The sequence below is a fragment of the Actinoplanes sp. URMC 104 genome (assembly GCF_051386375.1).
Classification (GTDB): domain Bacteria; phylum Actinomycetota; class Actinomycetes; order Mycobacteriales; family Micromonosporaceae; genus Actinoplanes.
The window spans coordinates 898,211-919,584 of sequence record NZ_JBPQTO010000011.1; the positions used below are offsets into that span (position 1 = coordinate 898,211).

Consider the following 21,374-nt stretch of genomic DNA (forward strand, 5'->3'; position numbering starts at 1 on the left):
AGGCCCCCATGACCGTCCTCGCCTCCCCCGCGCCGGCGCCGGTCGATCCGGCGCTGTTCCGCCGGGTGTTCCGCCGGCACGCCGCGGGCGTCGCCGTGGTGACCACCGACGCGGGACGCGGCGCCGCCGGCGTCACCGTGACGTCGCTGGCCTCGCTGTCGGCCGATCCGCCGCTGCTGTCGTTCAGCATCGCGGCGACCGCCTCGATCTGGCCGCACCTGCGCGACGCGAAGTCCGCGGTCGTGCACCTGCTGGGCGCCGGGCACGCCGAGCTGGCCCGGACGTTCGCCACCAGCGGCGCCGACCGGTTCGGCGCGCCGACGCGCTGGCGCCGGCTGCCCACCGGCGAGCCGCTGCTCGACGACGCCGCGGCCTGGTTGCGCGTCACGATCGAGCACCGCCACCCGGCCGGCGGGTCGCACCTGGTCATCGGCCGCATCCACGAGGCCGGGCTGCAGGACGACAGCGCTCCCCTGCTCTACCACGACGGCTCCTTCCACGTTCTCTGAGACAAAGGAACTCCCCCGATGAAGAAACGCACAGTGGCAGCGCTGGCCGTGGCCCTGACCGTCCTGACCGCCTGCTCGAACGGCGACACCGGCGCCACGCTGGAGCTGACCGCCGCGCTGCCCGACAAGGTCCCGGGCGGCACCGAGATCCGCATCGGCGACCCGGCGATCCAGGCGATCGTGCAGGCGTCCGGGCTGGACTCCGAGCTCACCGACGCCGGCGTCGAGGTGCAGTGGGCAAACATCAGCGGCGGCCCGCAGAGCATCCAGGCGTTCCGCGCCGACAAGCTCGACTGCAGCGCGGTCGCCGACATCCCGTCGCTGTTCGCGGCGTGGACCGGCACCTCGACGAAGATCGTGTTCCAGTCGGTGACGGTCGACCCGGTCGAGCACCCGATCTACCGGCTCGGCGTCGCGCCCGGCGTGAACGTCGCCTCCCTGGCCGACCTGCGCGGCAAGAAGATCGCGTACAGCGCGGGCCAGGCGCAGGGCGCGCTCGTGCTGCGGGTGCTGCAGAAGGCGGGGCTGACCCAGAAGGACGTGACGCTGGTCGAGCTGACCAGCACCGGCGACTCGTACGCCACCGCCCTGGGCAGCAAGGCCGTGGACGTGGCCCCGATCGCGGCGTCCCAGGTGAAGATTTACAAGGCGAAGTACCCGGCGGGCACCAGCATCTCGCACGGCATCCGCGACGACGCGTCCACGCTGTACTGCCTCACCAAGACGGTGCAGGACGCGGAGAAGGCCGCAGCGCTGAAGGTCTACGTGGGCGTACGCGCGAAGGCTCTGCTCTGGCAGAACCAGCACCCCGGCGAGTACGCGAAGGTGTACCTGCAGGACACGCAGGGGCTCAGCCCGCAGGACGCCAAGGACGTCGTGGCCGCCGACGGCACCAAGGGCATCCCGGCGACGTGGGACAACGCGATCGCCCGGCTGCAGGCGACCGCCGACCTGCTCGCCGAGCAGCAGAACCACGAGAAGCTCGACGTGACCACGCTCGTCGACCGGCGTTTCGAGAAGGTGGAAGCGGCCGCTGCCGGCTCCGCCGTGGTGAGCGGGGACGCGGCATGACCATCACCCAGGCGCCTCCCGCGAAGTTCCAGGCCGACGCCCGGGTGGTCCGCCGCCGCCTCGGGCCGGGCCGCCGGATCCCGTACGCCTTCTGGATCGGCCCGCTGCTGCTGCTGGCCGTGTGGTCCGTGGGCTCGGTGACCGGCGTCATCAGCCCGTCGATCCTCACCGCGCCGTGGGACGTGGTCGTGGCGTTCCGCGACCAGTGGGTGAACCACGACCTGCTGGGCAACATCTTCTCGTCGTTGCAGCGCGCGGCGCTCGGGCTGGGCTTCGGTGTCGCGATCGGCTCCGTGCTGGCCGTGCTGTCGGGGCTGTCGCGCCTCGGCGAGTCGCTCATCGACGGGCCGATCCAGATCAAGCGGTCGGTGCCCACGCTGGCGCTGATCCCGCTGTTCATCGCCTGGTTCGGCATCGGCCAGGAGATGAAGATCGTGACCATCGCGCTGATCAGCATGGTGCCGATCTACGTGCACACCCACAACGGGCTGCGCAGCATCGACGGCAAGTACGCCGAGCTGGCCGAGACCATCGGCATCTCGCGCGGCGAGTTCGTCCGGCACGTGGTGCTGCCGGGGGCGTCGCCCGGCTTCCTGCTCGGCATGCGGTTCGCGGTCACGTCGTCGCTGCTGGGCCTGGTGGTCGTCGAGCAGTACAACGCGACCGCGGGCATCGGCCACATGATCACGCTGGCCGAGCAGTACGGGCAGACCGACGTGATCGTCGTCGGCCTGGTCATCTACGGGGTCTTCGGCTACTGCGCGGACAGCGTGGTGCGCCTGGCGGGAAGGAAGGTGCTGGCATGGCGTCGGACGCTCGAGGGCTGACCACCGAGCCGGCCGTACGGGTCCGGAACCTGCACCGCAGCTTCAGCAAGGACGGCGGCGTGCTCAACGGCCTCGACCTGGACATCGCCGCGGGCGAGTTCGTGGCGCTGATCGGCCGCTCCGGCACCGGCAAGAGCACGCTGCTGCGGGCGCTGGCGGGGCTGGACCGGGACGTGACCGGCTACGGCGAGATCGTGGTGCCCGGCTCGGTGTCAGTGGTGTTCCAGGACAGCCGGCTGCTGCCGTGGAAGCGGATCCTCGACAACGTCACGTTCGGGCTGCGCGCCCCCGACGCCGGCGAGCGCGGCCGGCAGGCGCTCGCCGAGGTGGGGCTGGCGGGCCGCGAGCGGGCCTGGCCGTTCCAGCTGTCGGGCGGCGAGCAGCAACGGGCCGCGCTGGCGCGCTCGCTCGTACGGGAACCGCAGTTGCTTCTGGCGGACGAGCCGTTCGGCGCGCTGGACGCCCTGACCCGCATCCGGATGCACGGGTTGCTGCGCAAGCTGTGCGAGGCGCACCGGCCGTCGGTGCTGCTGGTCACCCACGACGTCGACGAGGCCATCGTGCTCGCCGACCGGGTGATCCTGCTCGACGGCGGCGTGGTGCGCACCGACGTACGCGTGGATCTGCCCCACCGGTCGCGTTCCGACGCGGCCTTCGCGAAGCTGCGCACCCACCTGCTCGACCAGCTGGGCGTCGAAGAGGAGAGCCGATGAGCCGCCAGTTGCACTTCAACCTGTTCCTGCACGACACCGGCCACCACGAGGCGTCGTGGCGGCTGCCCGGGTCGGACCCGCACTCGAACCTCTCGCTCGCCGCGCACCAGCACCTGGCCCGGGTGGCCGAGGACGCGAAGTTCGACTCCGTGTTCCTGGCGGACAGCCCGGTGCTGTGGAGCGACCCGGGGCGCCGGCCCGCCGGCAAGCTGGAGCCGACGCTGCTGCTGGCCGCGCTGATCGGCAGCACCAGCCGGATCGGGCTGATCGCGACGGCGTCCACGTCGTACAACGAGCCGTACAACCTGGCCCGCCGCTTCGCCTCGCTGGACCACCTGTCGGGCGGGCGCGCCGGCTGGAACATCGTCACCACCGCCGGGGACGCCGCCGCGCGCAACTTCGGGCTCGACGGGCAGCCGCTGCACCGCACCCGGTACGAGCGGGCCGACGAGTTCCTCGAGGTGTCCACGAAGCTGTGGGACAGCTGGGCCGACGACGCGATCGTGGCCGACAAGCAGTCCGGCGTGCACGCGCTGCGCGAGCGGGTGCACGAGATCGGGCATCGGGGCGCGTTCTTCCGGGTGGAGGGGGCGCTCAACGTGCCGCGCTCGCCGCAGGCGTACCCGCTGCTCGTGCAGGCCGGGTCGTCGGAGGACGGCAAGGACTTCGCCGCGAAGTGGGCCGAGGCGGTGTTCACGGCCCAGCCCACGCTCGCCGAGAGCCAGGCCTTCTACGCCGACCTCAAGCGCCGCGCCGCGGCGGCCGGGCGCGACCCCGACCACGTGATCGTGCTGCCGGGCATCGTGCCGGTCATCGGCGACACCGAAGCCGAGGCGCGCGAGCTCGACGCCGAACTGGACCGGCTGATCGCGCCGCAGTACGCCCTGGCGACCCTCGCCCACACGCTGCAGGTCCCCGCCGACAGCCTCGATCTCGACAAGCCGCTGCCGGGCGACCTGCCGGCCGAGGAGCAGGTCGAGGGGGCCAAGAGCCGCCGTACGCTCATCGTCGACTGGGCCCGGCGCGAGAACCTCACCGTGCGCCAGCTCATCGGCAAGCTCGGCGGCGGGCGCGGGCACCGCACCTTCGCCGGCACACCCGTGCAGGTCGCGGACACGATCCAGCACTACTTCGAGAACGGCGCCGCGGACGGCTTCAACATCATGCCGGCCGTGCTGCCCTCCGGCATCGAGGCGTTCGCGGGCAAGGTCGTGCCGATCCTGCAGGAGAGGGGCCTGTTCCGTACGCAGTACACGGGCACGACGCTGCGCGAGCACTACGGGCTGCCCCGCCCGGCGAACCGGCTGGCGCTGGTATGAGCACCTTCCTGTGGTACATCCCCAACACCGTGGAACCGGGGCACCGCGGCGACAGCGCGGTCGAGGGGTACGGCACCCTCGAGCACAGCGTCGACCTGGCCCGCACCGCCGAGCAGCACGGCTGGGAGGGGGCGCTGATCGGCACCGGCTGGGGCCGGCCCGACACGTTCACGGTCGCGACCGCGATCGCCGCGCGCACGACGACGTTCCGGCCGCTCGCGGCGATCCGCCCGGGATACTGGCAGCCCGCGCACTTCGCCTCGGCGGCAGCCACCCTCGACCACCTCAGCGGCGGGCGGCTGCTGGTCAACATCGTCAGCGGGCAGGACAACCTGGCCGCGTACGGCGACACCGAGGGCGACCAGGCGCAGCGGTACGCGCGGACCCGCGAGTTCCTGCAGATCGTCCGGCGGCTGTGGACCGTCGAACGGGTCACGTTCGCCGGGGACCACTTCCAGGTCACCGACTCGACGCTGCCGCTGCGCCCGGCCGTCGCGCCCCGGCTGTACTTCGGCGGCGCGTCGGCCGCGGCCGAACGGGTCTCGGCCACCGACGCCGACGTGCAGCTGTTCTGGGGTGAGCCGCTCGAGGGCATCGCCGAACGGATCGAGCGGCTGCGAACGCTCAGCGCTTCGCTGGGCCGGGAACTGCCGCCGCTGGAGTACGGGCTGCGCATCACCACGGTCGTGCGGGACACGTCCGACCAAGCCTGGCGGGACGCGGAGGCGCGGGTGGCGGCGATGGCCTCGCAGCCGGTGCACGAGCAGCTGCGCGGGCCGGCGGTAGGCCAGCAGCGGCTGCTCGACCTGGCCGCGCGCGGGGACGTGCTCGACTCGTGCCTCTACACGGCGCCGGGACGGTACGGCGGCGGGGGCGCGGGCACGACGTGGCTGGTCGGGTCGGCCGACGAGGTGGCCGCGGCGCTGCGGCGGTACGCGGACCTGGGCATCACCCACTTCGTGCTCTCCGACACCCCGTACAAGCGGGAGACGGCCCGGGTCGGCGACGCGCTGATCGCCCGGCTCGCTGCGACGGCGGTCTCAGCTTCCCCGTGACGCTGATCCGCCGGCGGCGGGATTCCCGTAATGCGCGATGAAGCCCCTGGGGAAAACGGCCGGGAAGCGCGGACCCGGACGTTCTCCCCACGGGCCGCGGTCCGCGCATTTCCGTTCCGGGAGAGACCATGTCCCCATTCCGTACGCGCAATGTCGTCAGCCTTTTCGCGGCGGCCGCGCTGACCGTCGGCGGAATCACGCTGATCCCCGACGCCAAGGCGGCGACCAACGAGTTCGAGCGCGGGCCCGCCCCGAGCCGGGCGAGCATCCAGGCCGCGCGTGGCCCGTTCGCCACCCAGCAGGTCACGGTCGCGCGCGGCGCGGTCAGCGGCTTCGGCGGCGGCGACATCGTGTTCCCCACCGACACCAGCGCCGGCACGTTCGGCGCGGTGGCGATCGCGCCCGGCTTCACCGCCCGGCGCTCCAGCATGGCGTGGCTCGCGCCACGCCTGGCCTCGCAGGGCTTCGTGGTGTTCAACATCGACACGCTGACCACCTCGGACCAGCCCGCCAGCCGCGGCCGGCAGCTGCTGGCCGCGCTGGACTTCCTCACCCAGCGCAGCAGCGTCCGCGACCGGGTCGACCCCACCCGGCTGGCCGTCATGGGCCACTCGATGGGCGGCGGCGGCACCCTCGAGGCGGCGAACAGCCGCCCCTCGATCCAGGCCGCGATCCCGCTGACACCGTGGGACCTCAACCGCACCTTCGGCCGGGTCCAGGTGCCCACCATGATCATTGGGGCACAGCGGGACACCATCGCGCCGGTGCGGCAGCATTCCGAGCCGTTCTTCGAAAGCCTGCCGGACGGCACGGACAGCGCCTATCTCGAACTGGCGGGAGCGAGTCATTTCGCTCCCAACATCCCCAACACGACGATCGCCTCGAACAGCGTCGCCTGGCTGAAGCGATTCGTCGACGACGACACCCGGTACGAGCAATTCCTGTGCCCGGGGCCGACGGGGGATCGCGCCGTTTCCCAATTCGAGAGCAGCTGCCCCCTCGGCGACTGAGGCGCCTCGACACCTCCAAGATCACGCCCAACGCCCGGCCCACCCTCCCAGGGGGAGCCCCCGTCGGTCAGTGTGGCGCAACCAGCGGATCTCTGCGGCGAGCCCTGTGGACGAGCCGCAACTGTGGACAACGCCAGGAGCGTCCCCGGCAATGGCGTCCGAGCCGGTTGACAGGCACTGCGTCGCGGCGCTGCTGCGGATCCGTGGGTCCGTGGACGACCGGCCGCGCTTCGACCGGCGTTCGCGCCGCTCCGAGGCGCCCTGGGCTCAGGAGGCGATGACGTCCACGCCGGCGGTGCTGAGGGGTCTGCGGGGCGTGCGGCGTCCCGGTCGCACGCCCCGGCTGCTCTGTTCCGAGGTTGCGCATACGGCCCGGCCGGTGGGCCCGCCGGCCGGGCGGCGCTGCTACGGCGGGGGTTCCGTAACGGTCGAAGCGGTCAGGCCCAGGCGCCAGTCGATCCGCGCCGGGCGTGCCCGCTTCGTGCGGCGCAGCGCACGGCCCGGCGTTCGACCGGTCGTCGGGTACGGGTCGGCCGCGGCGGGCGGTAGCGTGGCGATCATGCCCACCACGCCCGGAGCCGGGCTGCGCCGCCTGAACGCCATCTACCGGCAGGGGGTCCTCGGCCGCAAGCCGCGGATTCCCGCGGACTTCGCGGAGCTCGAGCGGCGCGCGCGCCGGTCGAGCTCCGCCACCGCCTGGGCGTACGTCGCGGGCGGCGCGGGTGAGGGGCGGACGATGCGGCGCAACCGGGAGGCGTTCGACCGCTGGGCGATCGTGCCGCGGATGGCGTCGGGCGCGGCGGAGCGGGACCTCTCGGTCGAGCTGCTGGGCGCCCGGCACGCGACGCCGGTGCTGCTCGCCCCGGTGGGCGCGGGCGCGCTGATGGGGCGCGACAGCGACCTGCACATCGCCCGGGCCGCCGCCGCGACCTCGACGACGTACGTCCTCTCCAACCAGGGGTGCAACCCGATGGAGGACTGCGCCGCGGCCATGGGGGACGCCTCGCGGTGGTTCCAGCTCTACTGGAGCAAGGACGAGCGCCTGGTCGACAGCCTGATCGCCCGCGCGGAGGCGGCCGGCGCGGGCGCGCTGGTGGTCACCCTCGACACCACCGTGCTGGGCTGGCGGCCGCAGGACCTCAACCTGGGCTCGCTGCCGTTCAGCCGGGGCGTCGGCATCGCCCAGTACACGTCCGACCCGCGCTTCCTCGAGATCGTCGCGGAGCGCCTCGCCGGGGCGACCGGGCGCGCACCCGTCCAGGTCACCGCCGGCGCGGTGCGCACGCTGCTGGCGATGAGCCGCAACCACCCCGGCGCCTTCCGGGCCAACCTGCGCTCCCCCGTGCCACGCGCGGCGGTCGAGACGTTCCTCGACATCTACTCCAACCCGGGGCTGAGCTGGGACCACCTGGCCACGCTGCGGGACCGGACCCGGCTGCCGATCGTGCTCAAGGGCGTGCTGCACCCGGACGACGCACGCCGCGCCTTCGAGCTGGGCGCCGACGCCGTCGTCGTGTCCAACCACGGCGGCCGCCAGATCGACAACGCGGTCGCCTCGCTGGACGCGCTGGTCGCCGTCCGCGACGAGCTCGGCCCCGGGCCCACGCTGCTGTTCGACAGCGGCATCCGTACCGGCGCCGACGTGTTCACCGCGCTCGCGCTCGGCGCGGACGCGGTGCTGCTCGGCCGGCCCTACATGTACGGGTTCGCGCTGGCCGGCCGCGCGGGCGTCGAGGACGTCATCCGCAACCTCGTCGCCGAGCTCGACCTGACGATGGCGCTGGCCGGCGCGCGCGACATCGCGTCGATCACCCGGGAGCTGCTGCGGCCCGCCGGGGCGTGACCGCTGCGGGGCTCAGCTGCGCCGCAGCCGGAAGGCGTTGCCGCCGGGGTCGGCGAGCAGGAGGTGGCCGTGGTCGTCGGTTCCGCGCGCGGTCGCTCCGAGGGCGATCAGCCGGTCGGCCTCGGCCTGCGGGTCGCCGGTCGTGACCAGCTCGAAGCGCTGCCGGTCCGGGCCTTCCTTGGGAGCCATCGGTGGGCCGCCCCACGCGACCTTCGTGCCGCCGCGCGGGGACTGGATGGCGGTCTCCTCGTCCTGGTCCCAGACGAGCGGCCAGCCCAGCGCCTCGCTCCAGAACAGGCCGACCGCCCGGGCGCCCTCGCAGGCCAGCTCGCCGAGGAAGCCGGTGCCCGCCAGATAGGCGTTGCCCGGCTCGATCACGCAGAACTCGTTGCCCGCGGGGTCGGCCAGCACGACGTGCTCCTCCTCGGGCAGCTGACCGACGTCGAGGTGGGCGCCGCCGAGGCGCAGCGCGGTCTCGACCGTACGCCGCTGGCCCTCCAGGTCGGCGCTGGTGAGGTGCAGGTGCACCAGGTTGGGGCCGGCCTTGTCCGTGGCGCTCGGCTCGAAGCGCAGGCCGACCTGCGTGTCGTCGCCGGGCAGCAGCAGCCCGCCGGCGTCCTCGACCACCTCGCGGCCGAGCAGGCCCGCCCAGAACCGTGCCGGGCGGGCCGGGTCGCGGACGTCGAAGGTGACCGCCAGCAGGCGCGGGGCCATCAGTTGACGAAGTCCTGGGTGAACCAGACGCGGCCGTCGCTGCCCCGGGTCACGGCCAGGCCGATCCGCTTGAAGCCGGGGTTGAGCAGGTTGCGGCGGTGACCGTCGTTCGGCGGCACCTCGGCGAGCATGAGGTCGGTCAGGCCGTTGGCCGCGGCGACGATCGAGGCCGCGTTGTTCGACGCGTTGCCCTGGCCGATGTTCTCGCCGGCCGAGTTCCACGACACGCCCGCCGCGGTGAAGCGCGCCCCGAGGCCGGCCTCGCCCGGGCACTGGTGCGAGAGGCCGCAGCCGCCGACCATGAGCGCGTTGTGCGCCTCCGACGCCTTGGTCAGCTTCGCGTCCAGCACGAACGGGGTGAGGTTGTTCGCGGTGCGGGCGGCGTTGATGTGCGCCAGCGCCTGCTCGATGACCGTGTCGGCGGCCGGCGGGGTGGTGGGGGCGACCGTCGTGGGGGCAACCGTTGTGGGCGCGACGGTGGTGGGCGCCACGGTCGTAGGGGCGACCGTGGTGGGCGCGACGGTGGTGGGGGCCGTCGTGGGCTGGGTGGTGGGCGCCGTCGTGGAGGTGGGCGCGGTCGTCGCCGTGGGGCGCGGGCGCGGCCGCTGACGTACGACGTCGCCGACCCGGCGGGGCGAGTCGGAGTCGCGCGACGCCTCGACGTGCGCGCCCAACCGTGAGGCGGCGGCCGGCTGCGGGCGGTGCTTGGTGGTCTGCGCGGAGGCGATGCCCGCCGCGCCGGCGCCGAGCACTCCCAGGGCGCAGGTGGCGAGCACGAGAGCGCGGGTGCGGGTGGGCCGGCGGTGACGCGTACGCACGATGGTCCTCGATCGAATGGGGGGCGTCCCGGGTGGGACGGGCGCCGGTCGCGGCGCCCGCTCGACTCTGCTGGGCCGCGCCGCCGAGCGCATCTTTCTTCAACAAAACTTAAAGATGCATGTCCGTGGATCACGGCCAACCGGGCACGAGGGCAACCCGGCGCGTCTACGCTGACGGGGTGCACCTGATCGTCGAGGTGGGCAGCCGGCTCGATCCGGACGTCGACTGGCCGGAAGGCGCTGCCCTGACCATGTTCGCCGGTGAGCCGGTGCAGCTGATGCTGTTCCTCAGCCACCCGCACGAACTGGAGGTCCAGGCCGTCTCCGCGGCCCCGACCCAGTTCGCGTGGGTCGACAGCGAACACGCGGGCGTGCTCGCGTACCGCCTCGGCCCGATCCTGTCGTGGTCGCAGGCGCCGTACAACCCGCACCTGTTCGCCCCGGAGGACGGGCTGCCCGGCGTCGACGCCGACGGCGTGGTGCAGATTGTGCTGGTCGACCGCGACACCAACATCGTCCGGGCGCTGCACCGGGTGCGCTGGCCGGAGGAATTCGCCGCGGCCGTGCGCGCGTCGGTCACCCGGATGCGCGAGACGCCGTACAGCCGGCTCGCCTACGAGCACGCGCTGGCCGCGCTGCACCGGCGCTATCCGGCGCCGGAGGACCTGGTCGTGGACCGCGCCGACGCGTACTGCACCGCTACCCCGGAGTCCTGAGCCGCGCCACCAGCAGGCTGCCGGTCGCCTCGAGGTGCGCCCGCATGGCAGCCTCGGCGGCCTCGCCGTCGCGGGCCAGCACGGCGGCCACGACCGGCTCGTGCTCGGCGTGGATCTCGGCCAGGGTACGGCCGCCGGCGGTGGTGGGCGGGCCCAGCAGAGCGGTCGTGGAGCGCAACCGGGCGACGATGGCGGCGGCCCGGCCGTTTCCGGCGGCGCGCAGCAGCAGGTCGTGCAGGGCGCGGTCGGCGGGCCAGAACGCGGTCTCGTCCCCGCTGCCGGCCGCGGCCGCCATGGCGTCGAGGGCGTCCCGGATGGCCGCGTGCTCCTCGGGCGTACCCCTGAGGGCGGCCTTGCGGGCGGCGGGCGGCTCCAGGGCCAGGCGGATCTCGACGATCTCCTCGACGTCGTGCGCGTGCGGCAGCAGCACTCGGAAGCCGCGGTTGCGGCGGATCTCGACCAGGCCCGCCTCGGCGAGGCGCAGCATGCCCTCGCGGACCGGGCTTCGGCTGACGCCGAGCAGGTCGGCCAGCTGATAGACCGAGTACGTCCGGTCGGGCACCAGCTCGCCGGCGGCGACGCCGTCGCGGACGGCCTGGGCCACGGCGTCGGCGAGCGACGGGGCCTCGGACGGAAGGCTGAGCGCGGGCACGAGTAACATGTTACTCATGACTGATGTGGTGGCGGCTCTGGGAAAGGCCGGTCTCGAGGTGCGCGCCGACGCGGGCACCCGGGGCATGTACGCCTCGGACGCCTCGCTCTACCGCATTCCGCCGCTCGCGGTGGTGCGGCCCCGGCACGTCGACGAGGTGGCCGCGGCGCTGACGGTCGCCCGGGAGACCGGGGTGCCGCTGACCTCGCGCGGGGCGGGCACGTCGGTGGCCGGCAACGCGGTGGGCCGGGGCATCGTGCTCGACTTCTCCCGCCACCTCAACCGCGTGCTCGAGATCGACCCCGAGGCGCGCACCGCGGTGGTCGAGCCGGGCACCGTGCACGCGGTCCTGCAGAAGGCGGTCACCCCGCACGGCGTGCGGTTCGGGCCCGACCCGTCGACGCACCCGCGCTGCACGATCGGCGGCATGATCGGCAACAACGCCTGCGGGTCGCGCTCGCTGGCGTACGGCCGCACCTCCGACAACGTCGTGGCCCTCGAGCTGCTCACGGCGGCCGGCGACACACTGAGCACGACCGCCCCGCAGGGGCCCGTCGTCGACGAGCTCCGGACGGTCGTGGGCAAGCACCTCGCCACGGCCCGCACCGAGTTCGACCGCTTCGGCCGCCAGGTCTCCGGCTACGCCGTGCAGCACCTGCTGCCCGAGCGGTTCGACCTCACCCAGGCGCTGGTCGGCTCCGAGGGCACCCTGGGCATCATTACGCAGGCGACTGTCAAGCTGGTCGTCGACGCTCCCGTGCGCGTGGTGGTGGTGCTCGGCTTCAAGGACATCGTGGCCGCGGGCGAGGCCTCCCCCGCCGTGGTCGCGCACGGGCCCACCTCGTGCGAGGGACTCGACTCCCGCCTGCTCGACGTGCTGCGCGCCCGCCGGGGCTCCGACGCCGTGCCGCCGCTGCCGCGCGGGGGCGCGTGGCTGTTCGTGGAGCTGGCCGGCGACCACCCGGGCGAGGTGGAGGCGCGGGCCCGCAAGCTCGCGGCCGACGGCATCGCCGACGACGCGCTGGTCGTCACCGACCCCGCCACGCAGGCCCGGCTGTGGCGCATCCGCGAGGACGGCGCGGGGCTGGCCGGGCGCTCCCCCGCCGACCGGCCGGCGTGGCCGGGCTGGGAGGACGCCGCGGTGCCGCCGGAGCGGCTCGGCGCCTACCTGGCCCGCTTCGACGAGCTCGTGGCCTCGTACGACATGAGCTCCGCGCCGTTCGGGCACTTCGGCGACGGCTGCATGCACGTACGCCTGGACTTCCCGCTCGACCGGCCGGGCGGCTCCAAGGTTCTGCGCGAGTTCCTGGTCGACGCCGCCAAGCTCGTGGGCGAGTTCGGCGGGTCGCTGTCGGGCGAGCACGGCGACGGCCGCGCCCGCTCGGAGCTGCTGCCGCACATGTACTCCCCCGACGCGCTCGCGTTGTTCGCGGGGATCAAGCGCGCGTTCGACCCGGGCAACCTGCTCAACCCGGGCGTGCTGGTCGACCCCGACCCGGTCGACGCCGACGTCCGTCCGGCCGGTCGCTTCCCGCTGCAGGGGCTGGCGCTGGCCTACCCGCACGACGGCGGCGACCTGGCGCAGGCCGTGCACCGCTGCACCGGGGTCGGCAAGTGCCGCGCCGACAACTCCGCGGCCGGCGGCGTGATGTGCCCGTCCTACCTGGCCACCCGCGAGGAGAAGGACTCCACCCGCGGGCGGGCCCGGGTGCTGCAGGAGGTCGTCCGGGGCGAGCTGCCCTGGTCGCACCCGTCGGTGCACGACGCGCTCGACCTCTGCCTGTCCTGCAAGGGCTGCGCGTCGGACTGCCCGACCGGCATCGACATGGCCTCCTACAAGTCCGAGGTGCTGCACCAGACCTACCGGGGACGGCTGCGGCCGCGCTCGCACTACACGCTGGGCAAGCTGCCGTTCTGGGCCCGGCTGGCGGGGTGGGCGCCGCGGCTGGCGAACCTGGGCACGCGCCTGCCCGGGCTGCGCGGCCTCGCGCTGTGGCTGGCGGGTGTCGACAGGCGACGGTCGGTCCCGGCGTTCGCGCGGCGGCCCTTCCGGCGCACGTTCACGCCCGTCGCGGGCGGCAAGCCGGTGATCCTGTTCGCCGACTCGTTCACCGATGCGTTCTCGCCCGAGGTGGCCGAGGCGACCGTCCGGGTGCTGCGCGCGGCCGGCTACGAGCCCCGGCTGCCCTCGGGGTCGGTGTGCTGCGGCCTGACCTGGATCACCACCGGCCAGCTCGACGCGGCCAAGAAGATCCTTTCCCGTACGGTCGAAGCGCTCGCCGCCGAGGCACGCGCGGGCGTCCCGATCGTCGGCATCGAGCCGTCCTGCACGGCCGTGCTGCGCTCGGACATCCACGAGCTGCTGCCCGGCGACGAGGACGCCGCGGCCGTGGCGGGATCGGTGCGCACGCTGGCCGAGCTGCTCTCGCAGACCCCCGGGTGGACGCCGCCCGACCTGTCGGACGTGGACGTGGTCGCCCAGCCGCACTGCCACCACCACGCGGTGCTCGGCTGGAAGACCGACGCTGACCTGCTCGCCAAGGGCGGGGCGCGGGTGCGGCGGCTCGCCGGGTGCTGCGGGCTTGCGGGCAACTTCGGTGTCGAGATCGGCCACTACGAGGTGTCGGTGGCCGTGGCCGAGCAGAACCTGCTCCCCGCGCTCGACGCCGCCCCCGAGGCGGTGGTGCTCGCCGACGGGTTCTCGTGCCGCACCCAGGTGGCCGACCTGCGCGACCGCCCGGCCGTGCACCTGGCCCAGCTGCTCGACCGGTGATCAGATCGGCTCGGGGCCGTCGTACTCGATCTTCTCGCGACGCACCGGGGCGCTGATCGTCTGTTCCTCGTGGACGGTGTCCTTGGCCAGCCGCACCCGCTCGACGGGCACCTTCTCGGTGGTGACGACGGGCTGCTCGGCGTGCAGGATCATGTCGTCCGGGGTGGCGTCGGCGCCGGGCTCGCCGCCGGTCGCAGCGCCGGGATCGTCCGCGGCGGTGACCGGCACCTCCTCGAGTCGCACCTCCTCGCGGGTGACCGGCACGGTGACCTGGCGCTGCTCGGTGACCAGGTATTTGCGCAACCGCACCTTGGTGACCGGCTCGCGCACCGTGCTCGCCTTGAGGCGCTCCTCCGAGCGGGTCATGGCGTCGTCGTCCGCGGCGTGCCTCCCACCGGCGTGCGTCCCGCCGGCGGCTGGCGTCTCGGCGCCGGGTGCATCGGCGGCGGCTTGCGTCTCGGCGCCGGGTGTGTCGGCGGCGGCGTGCCTCCCGCCGGCGGCCTCCGGCGTGCCGGGGGCCATGCCGTAGTGGGCGGAGAGCCGGTCGGCGTCGTCGAAGTCGAGCGGCGCGCCGGTCTCCAGCAGCGGCGCCTGCATGACCAGGTCGCGGGTCGTCGCCACGATCAGCCGGCCGCCCTCGAGCCGCGCGCCCTGCAGCGGCACGAAGCACTCCTGGAAGCTGAACGTGCCGGTGCGTACCGTCACCCACTGCGGCTGGCCGCTGTCCGGGTCCGCGTAGATCTGTGCGACCTCGCCGATCCGCTCTCCCGCGCTGTCGTGAACCTCGGCGCCGCTGAGGTCCCCGAGGTTGTCCTGTGTGATCACCGTAGTCCCCTTCGGATGCCCGCCCCTCTCTCCTACCCCCGGGCGGCGGCGCTCAACCGGCGGCGGTGACCTCGGCTCGCAGGCGGTCGAGGGCCTCGGCCCGTACGCCCGAGAGCACCGGATCTCCGGTCAGGCCCGTGGCGCGCAGCGGGACCCGGCGCGGCAGCCGCCCGGTAGCGGCCTCGATCTCGCCGAGCAGCACCGGCCCCCAGGAACCGCCGATCACCACCTCCTGCGGGTCCGCCAGGGCGATCACCGCGGCGATCACGCCCGCCACGGCCGCCCCGATGACGTCGCGCTCGGCGCGGTCGCTGTCCAGCAGCCGCCCGACGTCGATGGCCGTCGACCCGGAGCGGCGCAGCCCGAGCTCGCCGAACAGCTCGATGAACCGGGTCGCGCGGCCGCCCGGCCCGGCGGTGACCAGGTGCGCGATCTCGCCGGCCAGCCCCGTGCGCCCGCGCCGGATCGCGCCGTCGTTGACGATCGCGCAGCCCAGCCCCTCGCCGAGGTAGAGGTAGGCGAAGTCGTCGAGGCGCCGGGCGGCCCGCTCGGCGGTCGCCGCCCAGTTCACGTCGTTGTCGACGAGGACCGACCCCTGGGCGTACGGGGTGAGGATCGCGACCGGGTCGAGCTCGCCCACCAGGAACGGCGCGTCGGGCAGCTGGACCAGGCGCCCGGTGGTGCGGTCCACCGGATCGGCGGCGCCGACGACCGCCAGCCGTACGGGCTGCTCCGCCGCCTTGCCCGCCTCCTCGACGGCCTCGCGCAGCGCCGCGGAGACCTGGCTCGGCCGTGCGGGCCGCTCGATCTGGCGTCCCGCGCGTGCCACCCGGTCGCCGAACACGTCGAGGCACTCGGCCACGACCCCGCCCGGCGAGATGGTCACCGCCAGCGCCACCCCCGCCGCCGGGGTCAGCGCGTAGTAGGAGCCCACCCGGCCCCGGCCGCGCCCGCCCGGGGTGCGCTCGCCGGTGTCGGCCACCAGGCCGCGCTCGGTCAGCCGGCGCACGCTCTCGCCCGCGGTCGGCTTGGAGATGCCGATCTCGGCGGCCAGCTCGGCGCGGGTCATCCGCCGGTGGCGCATCAGCGCCCGCAGCACGTGCTCGTCGGTGAGCGAGCGGACCAGCTCCTGGGAAGGCTTGGCGACATCCACGCGCCAATTCTAGTGAGGGCTCTTGCCTGGGAAGCGTGATGCCGCCTACAGTTAACAAGTAAGGAGACTTGACTGGAAGGAGACGCCGTGCCCCCGACGACCACCTCCCTGCCGCACTGGGAGGAGACGCCCGCCGACCTCCGGGCCGCCACCAGGGAGATCAAGGCTGCGCTGCGCGAACGGATCGCCGCGTCCGGCCGTACGGTCGAGGACGTCTTCGCCGTCGTCGAGCAGCGCGTGCAGGCCGCGATCGACGACCTCACCGCCGCCCGCCGCCGCGGCGAGACGCTCTGGCCGGTGATCGACTACGCCGACATCGAGGCGGGCACGGTGTCCCCCGCACAGCTGGCGTTGCTGCACAAGCGCGGCTGCCTCGTGGTGCGCGGCCACTTCGAACGCTCGCAGGCGCTGCAGTGGGACGCCGACATCGTCGACTACGTCGAGAGCAACCACTTCTTCGAGAACTACCGCGGCCCCGGCGACGACTTCTTCGGCAGCGTCGGCTCCAAGCCCGAGATCTACCCGATCTACTGGTCGCCCGCGCAGATGCAGGCCCGGCAGAGCCCGCGCATGGCGAAGGTCCAGGCGTTCCTCAACAGCCAGTGGAAGTCCTCCTCCGACGGCGTCCAGTGGTTCGACCCGGAGCGCGACTCGCTCTACCCCGACCGCATCCGCCGCCGCCCCGAGGGCGCCGACTCCGCCGGGCTGGGCACCCACCTCGACCCCGGCACGCTCGACCTGTGGATGACGCAGGCGTACCAGCAGGCCTTCCGGCACCTGTTCGACGGCAGCGTCGAGCAGTACGACCCGTGGGACGCCGCCCACCGGACGGCCGGCCCGCAGTATCCCGGCTCCACCATGTGCTCGGCGTTCCGGACGTTCCAGGGCTGGACCGCGCTCTCGGACATGGACCACGACCAGGGCGTGCTGCACACCGTGCCGATCCCCGAGGCCATGGCGTACCTGATGCTGCGCCCGCTGCTGCCCGACGTCCCCGACGACGACATGTGCGGCGTCACCGTCAACCAGGTCTTCCCCGCCGGCCACAAGTGGCACGCGCCGCTCATGGAGGCCCTCGCCGGCATCCCCGACGTCCGAGCCGGCGACTCCGTCTGGTGGCACTGCGACATGATCCACAGCGTGGCGCCGGTCGAGGCCCAGAAGGGCTGGGGCAACGTCATGTACATCCCCGCCGCGCCGTGGTGCCCCCGTAACGAGGCTTACTCGGTCTCGGTGCGGGAGGCCTTCCTGACGGGGTCCAGCCCTGGCGACTTCCCTGCCGAGCACTACGAGCGCGACTGGCCGAACCGCTTCCAGCCAGCCGACCTGAACGAGATCGGACGCCGGGGGCTGGGATTGTCGTAGAGATATCGCAGCGGCGGCGTCTGGTCTGTCCGGGGGCCGCCGCTGTGCGTTTTTGGCTGCCGGCCTAGTGTCGGCGCTGCCGCGCGTCCACTCGCGCGGCAATCCCTGCTACCCACCGCCCGGCCGCGCCGCGTCGGCCGCCGCCGGTCCCTCGCTGGGCCGCGTGCTGCCCGTCGCCCGCGCCGCCGTCGAGCTGCACGCCATCCGCTGCACGCTGCCCGTTTTATCCAGCTCCGACGGGCCGGCGGCCTCCGCTAACTACCGCGCGTGCCGCCGAGCGTCGGCTGCCCGCTGTCTCCGCTTCGCGTCGCCCTCGCACCCCGTCGCCCTCGCAGCCGACGCGCGCTGCCACCGTCGCCTCTGCCGCCCCGCCGCCCGCCGTTCGCCCTCTGCCAACCGCTGCCGCCGCCCGCCGCCCGTCGCCCGTCGCCCGTCGCCCGTCGCCCGTCGCCCGTCGCCCGTCGCCCGTCGCCCGTCGCCCGTCGCCCGTCGCCCGTCGCGGATTGTCTCCAAGCTCACTGCTCGCGCCCTGTGGATAACCCGATTCGCGCCGCTCGACCGCTGTATTGTCGCGGGCCAGCCCCCTGGGTGGGCGGGGTGGGCTGGTGAGGGCGGCAGATCGCCGGGAGGCGCGGCCGGGGCTAGGTTGAGCCCATGGAGTACACACGTCTGGGTAGCTCGGGCCTCAAGGTCAGCCGCATCGCTCTCGGGTGCATGAGCTTCGGCGAACCCGATCGCGGCACCAACCAGTGGACCCTCAGCGACGACGCGGCCGAGCCGGTCTTCCGGCAGGCGCTCGAGTTGGGCATCACCTTCTGGGACACGGCCAACACCTACAGCGACGGCAGCTCCGAGGAGGTCGTCGGGCGGGCGATCCGCAAGTACAGCGACCGCGACTCGATCGTGCTCGCCACGAAGGTGTTCTTCCCGATGAGCGACACCCCGGGCGGCCGAGGGCTGTCGCGCAAGGCGATCCTCACGCAGATCGACGCGTCGCTGGCGCGGCTGGGCACGGACTACGTCGACCTCTACCAGATCCACCGGTTCGACCCGGAGACGCCGGTCGAGGAGACGATGGAGGCGCTGCACGACGTCGTACGGGCGGGCAAGGCGCGCTACATCGGGGCGTCGTCGATGTGGGCGTGGCAGTTCGCGAAGCTGCAGCACGCGGCGGACCTGGGCGGCTGGACGCGGTTCATCTCGATGCAGAACCAGTACAGCCTGGTGCAGCGCGAGGAGGAGCGGGAGATGTTCGGCCTGCTCGCCGATCAGGGGGTGGGCTCGATCCCGTGGAGCCCGCTGGCCAAGGGCCGGCTGGCGCGCCCGTGGGAGGACCAGACGACCCGGCGCGCGGAGGTCGATCCGCTGCACGAGCGCTACAAGGGAGACGAGAACAGGCCGATCGTGGACGCCGTGCAGCGGGTCGCGGAGGCGCGGGGGGTGCCGATGGCGCAGGTGGCGCTGGCGTGGGTGCTGCACAACCCGGTCGTGGACGCGCCGATCGTGGGGCCGACGAAGTCGCACCACCTGGCCGACGCGGTGGCGGCGCTCGACATCGAGCTGACCGACGAGGAGCTCGCCGCGCTGACGGAGCACTACACGCCGCGGCTGCCGTCCGGTTACGTGTGACAAGAAAGAACTGCAGAATGCATCTCACCGGCGGTAGGAACGAGGGGTGCCCGATCTCAATCCCCGCCGCCGTGCGCTCGTGCTGGCTATCTGCTGTCTGAGCCTGCTCATCGTGGGGCTGGACAACACCATCGTGAACATCGCGCTGCCGGCCCTGCGCACGGACCTCGGCACGTCGCTGTCGGGGCTGCAGTGGGTGATCGACGCGTACACGCTGGTGCTGGCCAGCCTTCTGATCCTCTCGGGCAGCACGGCCGACCGGGTGGGGCGTCGCCGCACGTTCCAGACGGGGCTGGCGCTGTTCACGGTCGGCTCGCTGCTGTGCAGCGTGGCGCCGGGTCTGGGCTGGCTGATCGCGTTCCGCATGGTGCAGGCGGTGGGCGGCTCGATGCTCAACCCGGTGGCCATGTCGATCATCACGAACACGTTCACGGAGCCGCGCGAGCGGGCCCGGGCGATCGGGGTGTGGGGCGGCGTGGTCGGGCTGAGCATGGCGATCGGGCCGCTGCTGGGCGGGGTGCTGGTGGAGACGCTCGGCTGGCGGTCGATCTTCTGGATCAACGTGCCGGTCGGGGTCGCGGCGGTCGTGCTGACCGCGCTGTTCGTGCCGGAGTCGCGGGCGCCGAAGCCGCGGCGCATCGACCCCGTGGGGCAGGCGCTCGTGCTCATCCTGCTCGCCTCGGTCACGTACGGGATCATCGAGGGGCCGGGCGCGGGCTGGGGCTCGGCCGAGATCGTCGGATGCTTCGTGCTGGGCGCGGCGGCGCTGGCCGGGCTTCTGGCGTACGAGCCGCGGCGCGCGGAGCCGCTGCTGGACCTGCGGTTCTTCCGCAGCATCCCGTTCAGCGGCGCCACCGTGATCGCGGTGTCCGCGTTCGGCGCGCTGGCCGGGTTCCTGTTCCTCAACACGCTCTACCTGCAGGACGCCCGCGGGCTGTCGGCCCTGCACGCCGGCCTCTACACGCTGCCGATGGCCGCCATGACCGTGGTGTTCGCGCCGCTGTCCGGCCGGCTGGTCGCGGCGCGGGGCACCCGGCTGCCGCTGATCCTGGCGGGCACGGCGATGACGCTCGCGATGCTGCCGCTCACCCGGCTCACGGCCACCACCCCGGACGCCGTGCTGGTCGGTTGCTACCTGCTGTTCGGCATCGGGTTCGGGCTGGTCAACGCGCCGATCACGAACACGGCGGTGTCCGGCATGCCGCGCGCCCAGGCCGGGGTGGCGGCGGCGGTCGCGTCGACCTCGCGGCAGGTGGGCGGCTCGCTGGGCGTCGCGGTGATCGGCGCCGTCGTGGTGTCCGGGTTCACCGGCGCGTCGCCCGCCGGGCTGGCCGAGGCGAGCCACCCCGGCTGGTGGATCGTCGTGGGCTGCGGCCTGTCGGTGCTGACCCTCGGGCTGCTGACCACGAACCGCTGGGCCCGCCGCACCGCCGAGCGGACGGCCGCCGAGCTGATCGACACCCCGGCTCCCGTCCCGGCCGGAACCTGACGGGAAGGGACTGTTGTCACCCTAGTTACTCACCGGTAGATTGCCACAGACCTTCGTCGATGAGGAAGTGGGCCGGTGACGACCGAGGCGCAGACGCAGCAGCAAACCGTGGCGCACAGGGCCACCCTCCGCCGTTCCGTGACGCTGTTCCGGGCGTTCCTGGTCGAGCAGACCGACCCGGACCGGTTCTACCGCGCGCTCGCGGCGGACTCGGTGGGCCAGCTGAGCAGGTACGGGTCGTTGCGCGACCGGCTCGTGCTCGACGTCGGCGGCGGGCCGGGCTACTTCGCGTCGGCGTTCACGCAGGCGGGCGCCCGGTACGTGCGGCTGGAGCCGGACGCCGGCGACCTGGCCTCGGGCGCGGCCGGCGACGACACCGCGGTCGGCGCGTTGCGGGCCAGCGGGATGGAGCTGCCGATCCGTACGGGATCGGTCGACGTGTGCTACTCCTCCAACGTGCTCGAGCACGTGCCGGACCCGCCGCGCATGCTCGACGAGATGGTGCGGGTGACCCGGCCCGGCGGGCTCGTCTACGCGTCGTTCACGCCGTGGCTGTCGCCGTGGGGCGGCCACGAGACCGCGCCCTGGCACTACCTCGGCGGGGAGTACGCGGCCCGCCGCTACGAGCGCCGCAACGGCAAGCCGCCGAAGAACCGGTACCGCCGCAGCCTGCACCCGTACTCGGTCGGCGCGGCCCTGAGCTGGGCGCGCACCGCCCGCGGGGCCACGCTGGTCGACGCGCTGGCCCGCTACCACCCCCGTTGGGCACAGTGGATCGTCCGGGTGCCGGCGGCCCGCGAGGTGCTGTCCTGGAACCTGGCCCTCGTCCTGCGCCGTACGTGATCTCGGAGTACACGCTTTCCTGAATACACGGATCGCTGTACTGTCCCGGT

19 protein-coding genes are annotated in these 21,374 nt (G+C 73.5%); 14 read left to right on the forward strand and 5 right to left on the reverse strand.

The window, feature by feature from the left end:
• Window positions 1–8 precede the first annotated feature (8 nt).
• From ACSNN8_RS30000 to ACSNN8_RS30035, 8 genes are all read left to right on the forward strand, one after another.
• The gene (locus ACSNN8_RS30000) at window positions 9–509 is read left to right on the forward strand and encodes a flavin reductase family protein (protein WP_436653277.1); all 501 of its coding nucleotides are present in this window, start codon (window positions 9–11) and stop codon (window positions 507–509) included.
• An 18-nt stretch (window positions 510–527) separates the two neighbouring features.
• Window positions 528–1,580 carry an ABC transporter substrate-binding protein gene (locus tag ACSNN8_RS30005; RefSeq protein WP_436653279.1) on the forward strand — a complete coding sequence of 351 codons (1,053 nt, stop codon included), beginning with the start codon at window positions 528–530 and terminating at the stop codon, window positions 1,578–1,580.
• A complete protein-coding gene (locus ACSNN8_RS30010) occupies window positions 1,577–2,407 on the forward strand; it encodes an ABC transporter permease (RefSeq protein WP_436653281.1) in 831 nt (276 codons plus the stop codon). Before ACSNN8_RS30005 ends, ACSNN8_RS30010 begins: the two co-directional genes overlap by 4 nt.
• Window positions 2,383–3,120 carry an ABC transporter ATP-binding protein gene (locus ACSNN8_RS30015; protein ID WP_436653282.1) on the forward strand — a complete coding sequence of 246 codons (738 nt, stop codon included), beginning with the start codon at window positions 2,383–2,385 and terminating at the stop codon, window positions 3,118–3,120. Before ACSNN8_RS30010 ends, ACSNN8_RS30015 begins: the two co-directional genes overlap by 25 nt.
• Complete coding sequence (locus tag ACSNN8_RS30020) at window positions 3,117–4,439, forward strand: LLM class flavin-dependent oxidoreductase (RefSeq protein WP_436653284.1); 1,323 nt, start codon at window positions 3,117–3,119, stop codon at window positions 4,437–4,439. Before ACSNN8_RS30015 ends, ACSNN8_RS30020 begins: the two co-directional genes overlap by 4 nt.
• Complete coding sequence (locus tag ACSNN8_RS30025) at window positions 4,436–5,494, forward strand: LLM class flavin-dependent oxidoreductase (RefSeq protein ID WP_436653285.1); 1,059 nt, start codon at window positions 4,436–4,438, stop codon at window positions 5,492–5,494. The genes ACSNN8_RS30020 and ACSNN8_RS30025 overlap by 4 nt, the downstream gene beginning before the upstream one ends.
• A gap of 128 nt (window positions 5,495–5,622) precedes the next feature.
• Window positions 5,623–6,504, forward strand: a complete 882-nt coding sequence (locus ACSNN8_RS30030) for an alpha/beta hydrolase family protein (protein ID WP_436653286.1) — start codon at window positions 5,623–5,625, stop codon at window positions 6,502–6,504.
• A 559-nt stretch (window positions 6,505–7,063) separates the two neighbouring features.
• On the forward strand, window positions 7,064–8,347 hold the full coding sequence (locus tag ACSNN8_RS30035; RefSeq protein WP_436653287.1) for an alpha-hydroxy-acid oxidizing protein: 1,284 nt from the start codon (window positions 7,064–7,066) through the stop codon (window positions 8,345–8,347).
• A 12-nt stretch (window positions 8,348–8,359) separates the two neighbouring features.
• Here the strand turns inward: ACSNN8_RS30035 and ACSNN8_RS30040 are convergent, their stop codons facing one another.
• Window positions 8,360–9,061, reverse strand: coding sequence for a VOC family protein (locus ACSNN8_RS30040; RefSeq protein WP_436653288.1), 702 nt, complete (start codon window positions 9,059–9,061; stop codon window positions 8,360–8,362).
• Entirely contained in the window at window positions 9,061–9,879 is an 819-nt protein-coding gene (locus ACSNN8_RS30045) for a CAP domain-containing protein (protein WP_436653289.1), read from the reverse strand. The genes ACSNN8_RS30040 and ACSNN8_RS30045 overlap by 1 nt, the downstream gene beginning before the upstream one ends.
• Window positions 9,880–10,058: 179 nt before the next feature.
• Between ACSNN8_RS30045 and ACSNN8_RS30050 the strand changes: the two genes are divergently transcribed.
• Window positions 10,059–10,595 (forward strand): hypothetical protein, encoded by a 537-nt coding sequence (locus tag ACSNN8_RS30050; RefSeq protein ID WP_436653290.1) that lies wholly within the window; start codon window positions 10,059–10,061, stop codon window positions 10,593–10,595.
• On the opposite strand, the gene ACSNN8_RS30055 is transcribed toward ACSNN8_RS30050, so the two are convergent.
• Window positions 10,579–11,265 carry a GntR family transcriptional regulator gene (locus ACSNN8_RS30055; protein ID WP_436653291.1) on the reverse strand — a complete coding sequence of 229 codons (687 nt, stop codon included), beginning with the start codon at window positions 11,263–11,265 and terminating at the stop codon, window positions 10,579–10,581. The two genes, ACSNN8_RS30050 and ACSNN8_RS30055, sit on opposite strands and share 17 nt — an antisense overlap.
• Between ACSNN8_RS30055 and ACSNN8_RS30060 the strand changes: the two genes are divergently transcribed.
• The gene (locus ACSNN8_RS30060) at window positions 11,264–14,020 is read left to right on the forward strand and encodes an FAD-binding and (Fe-S)-binding domain-containing protein (protein WP_436653292.1); all 2,757 of its coding nucleotides are present in this window, start codon (window positions 11,264–11,266) and stop codon (window positions 14,018–14,020) included. The genes ACSNN8_RS30055 and ACSNN8_RS30060 overlap by 2 nt on opposite strands.
• Here the strand turns inward: ACSNN8_RS30060 and ACSNN8_RS30065 are convergent, their stop codons facing one another.
• Both ACSNN8_RS30065 and ACSNN8_RS30070 read right to left on the reverse strand, forming a co-directional pair.
• Window positions 14,021–14,845 carry a PRC and DUF2382 domain-containing protein gene (locus ACSNN8_RS30065; RefSeq protein WP_436653293.1) on the reverse strand — a complete coding sequence of 275 codons (825 nt, stop codon included), beginning with the start codon at window positions 14,843–14,845 and terminating at the stop codon, window positions 14,021–14,023.
• A gap of 52 nt (window positions 14,846–14,897) precedes the next feature.
• On the reverse strand, window positions 14,898–15,998 hold the full coding sequence (locus tag ACSNN8_RS30070) for an ROK family protein (protein ID WP_436653294.1): 1,101 nt from the start codon (window positions 15,996–15,998) through the stop codon (window positions 14,898–14,900).
• Between the two features lie 87 nt (window positions 15,999–16,085).
• Here ACSNN8_RS30070 and ACSNN8_RS30075 point away from each other — a divergent pair, with 87 nt between their 5' ends.
• The 4 genes from ACSNN8_RS30075 to ACSNN8_RS30090 all read left to right on the forward strand — a co-directional run bounded on the left by ACSNN8_RS30075 (window position 16,086) and on the right by ACSNN8_RS30090 (window position 21,324).
• Window positions 16,086–17,363, forward strand: coding sequence for a DUF1479 domain-containing protein (locus ACSNN8_RS30075; RefSeq protein ID WP_436653295.1), 1,278 nt, complete (start codon window positions 16,086–16,088; stop codon window positions 17,361–17,363).
• Window positions 17,364–18,017: 654 nt separating this feature from the next.
• Window positions 18,018–18,992 (forward strand): aldo/keto reductase, encoded by a 975-nt coding sequence (locus ACSNN8_RS30080; protein WP_436653297.1) that lies wholly within the window; start codon window positions 18,018–18,020, stop codon window positions 18,990–18,992.
• Between the two features lie 46 nt (window positions 18,993–19,038).
• Complete coding sequence (locus ACSNN8_RS30085; RefSeq protein WP_436653298.1) at window positions 19,039–20,481, forward strand: MFS transporter; 1,443 nt, start codon at window positions 19,039–19,041, stop codon at window positions 20,479–20,481.
• 75 nt (window positions 20,482–20,556) lie between these two features.
• Window positions 20,557–21,324 carry a methyltransferase domain-containing protein gene (locus ACSNN8_RS30090; protein WP_436653299.1) on the forward strand — a complete coding sequence of 256 codons (768 nt, stop codon included), beginning with the start codon at window positions 20,557–20,559 and terminating at the stop codon, window positions 21,322–21,324.
• The last annotated feature ends 50 nt before the right edge of the window (window positions 21,325–21,374 follow it).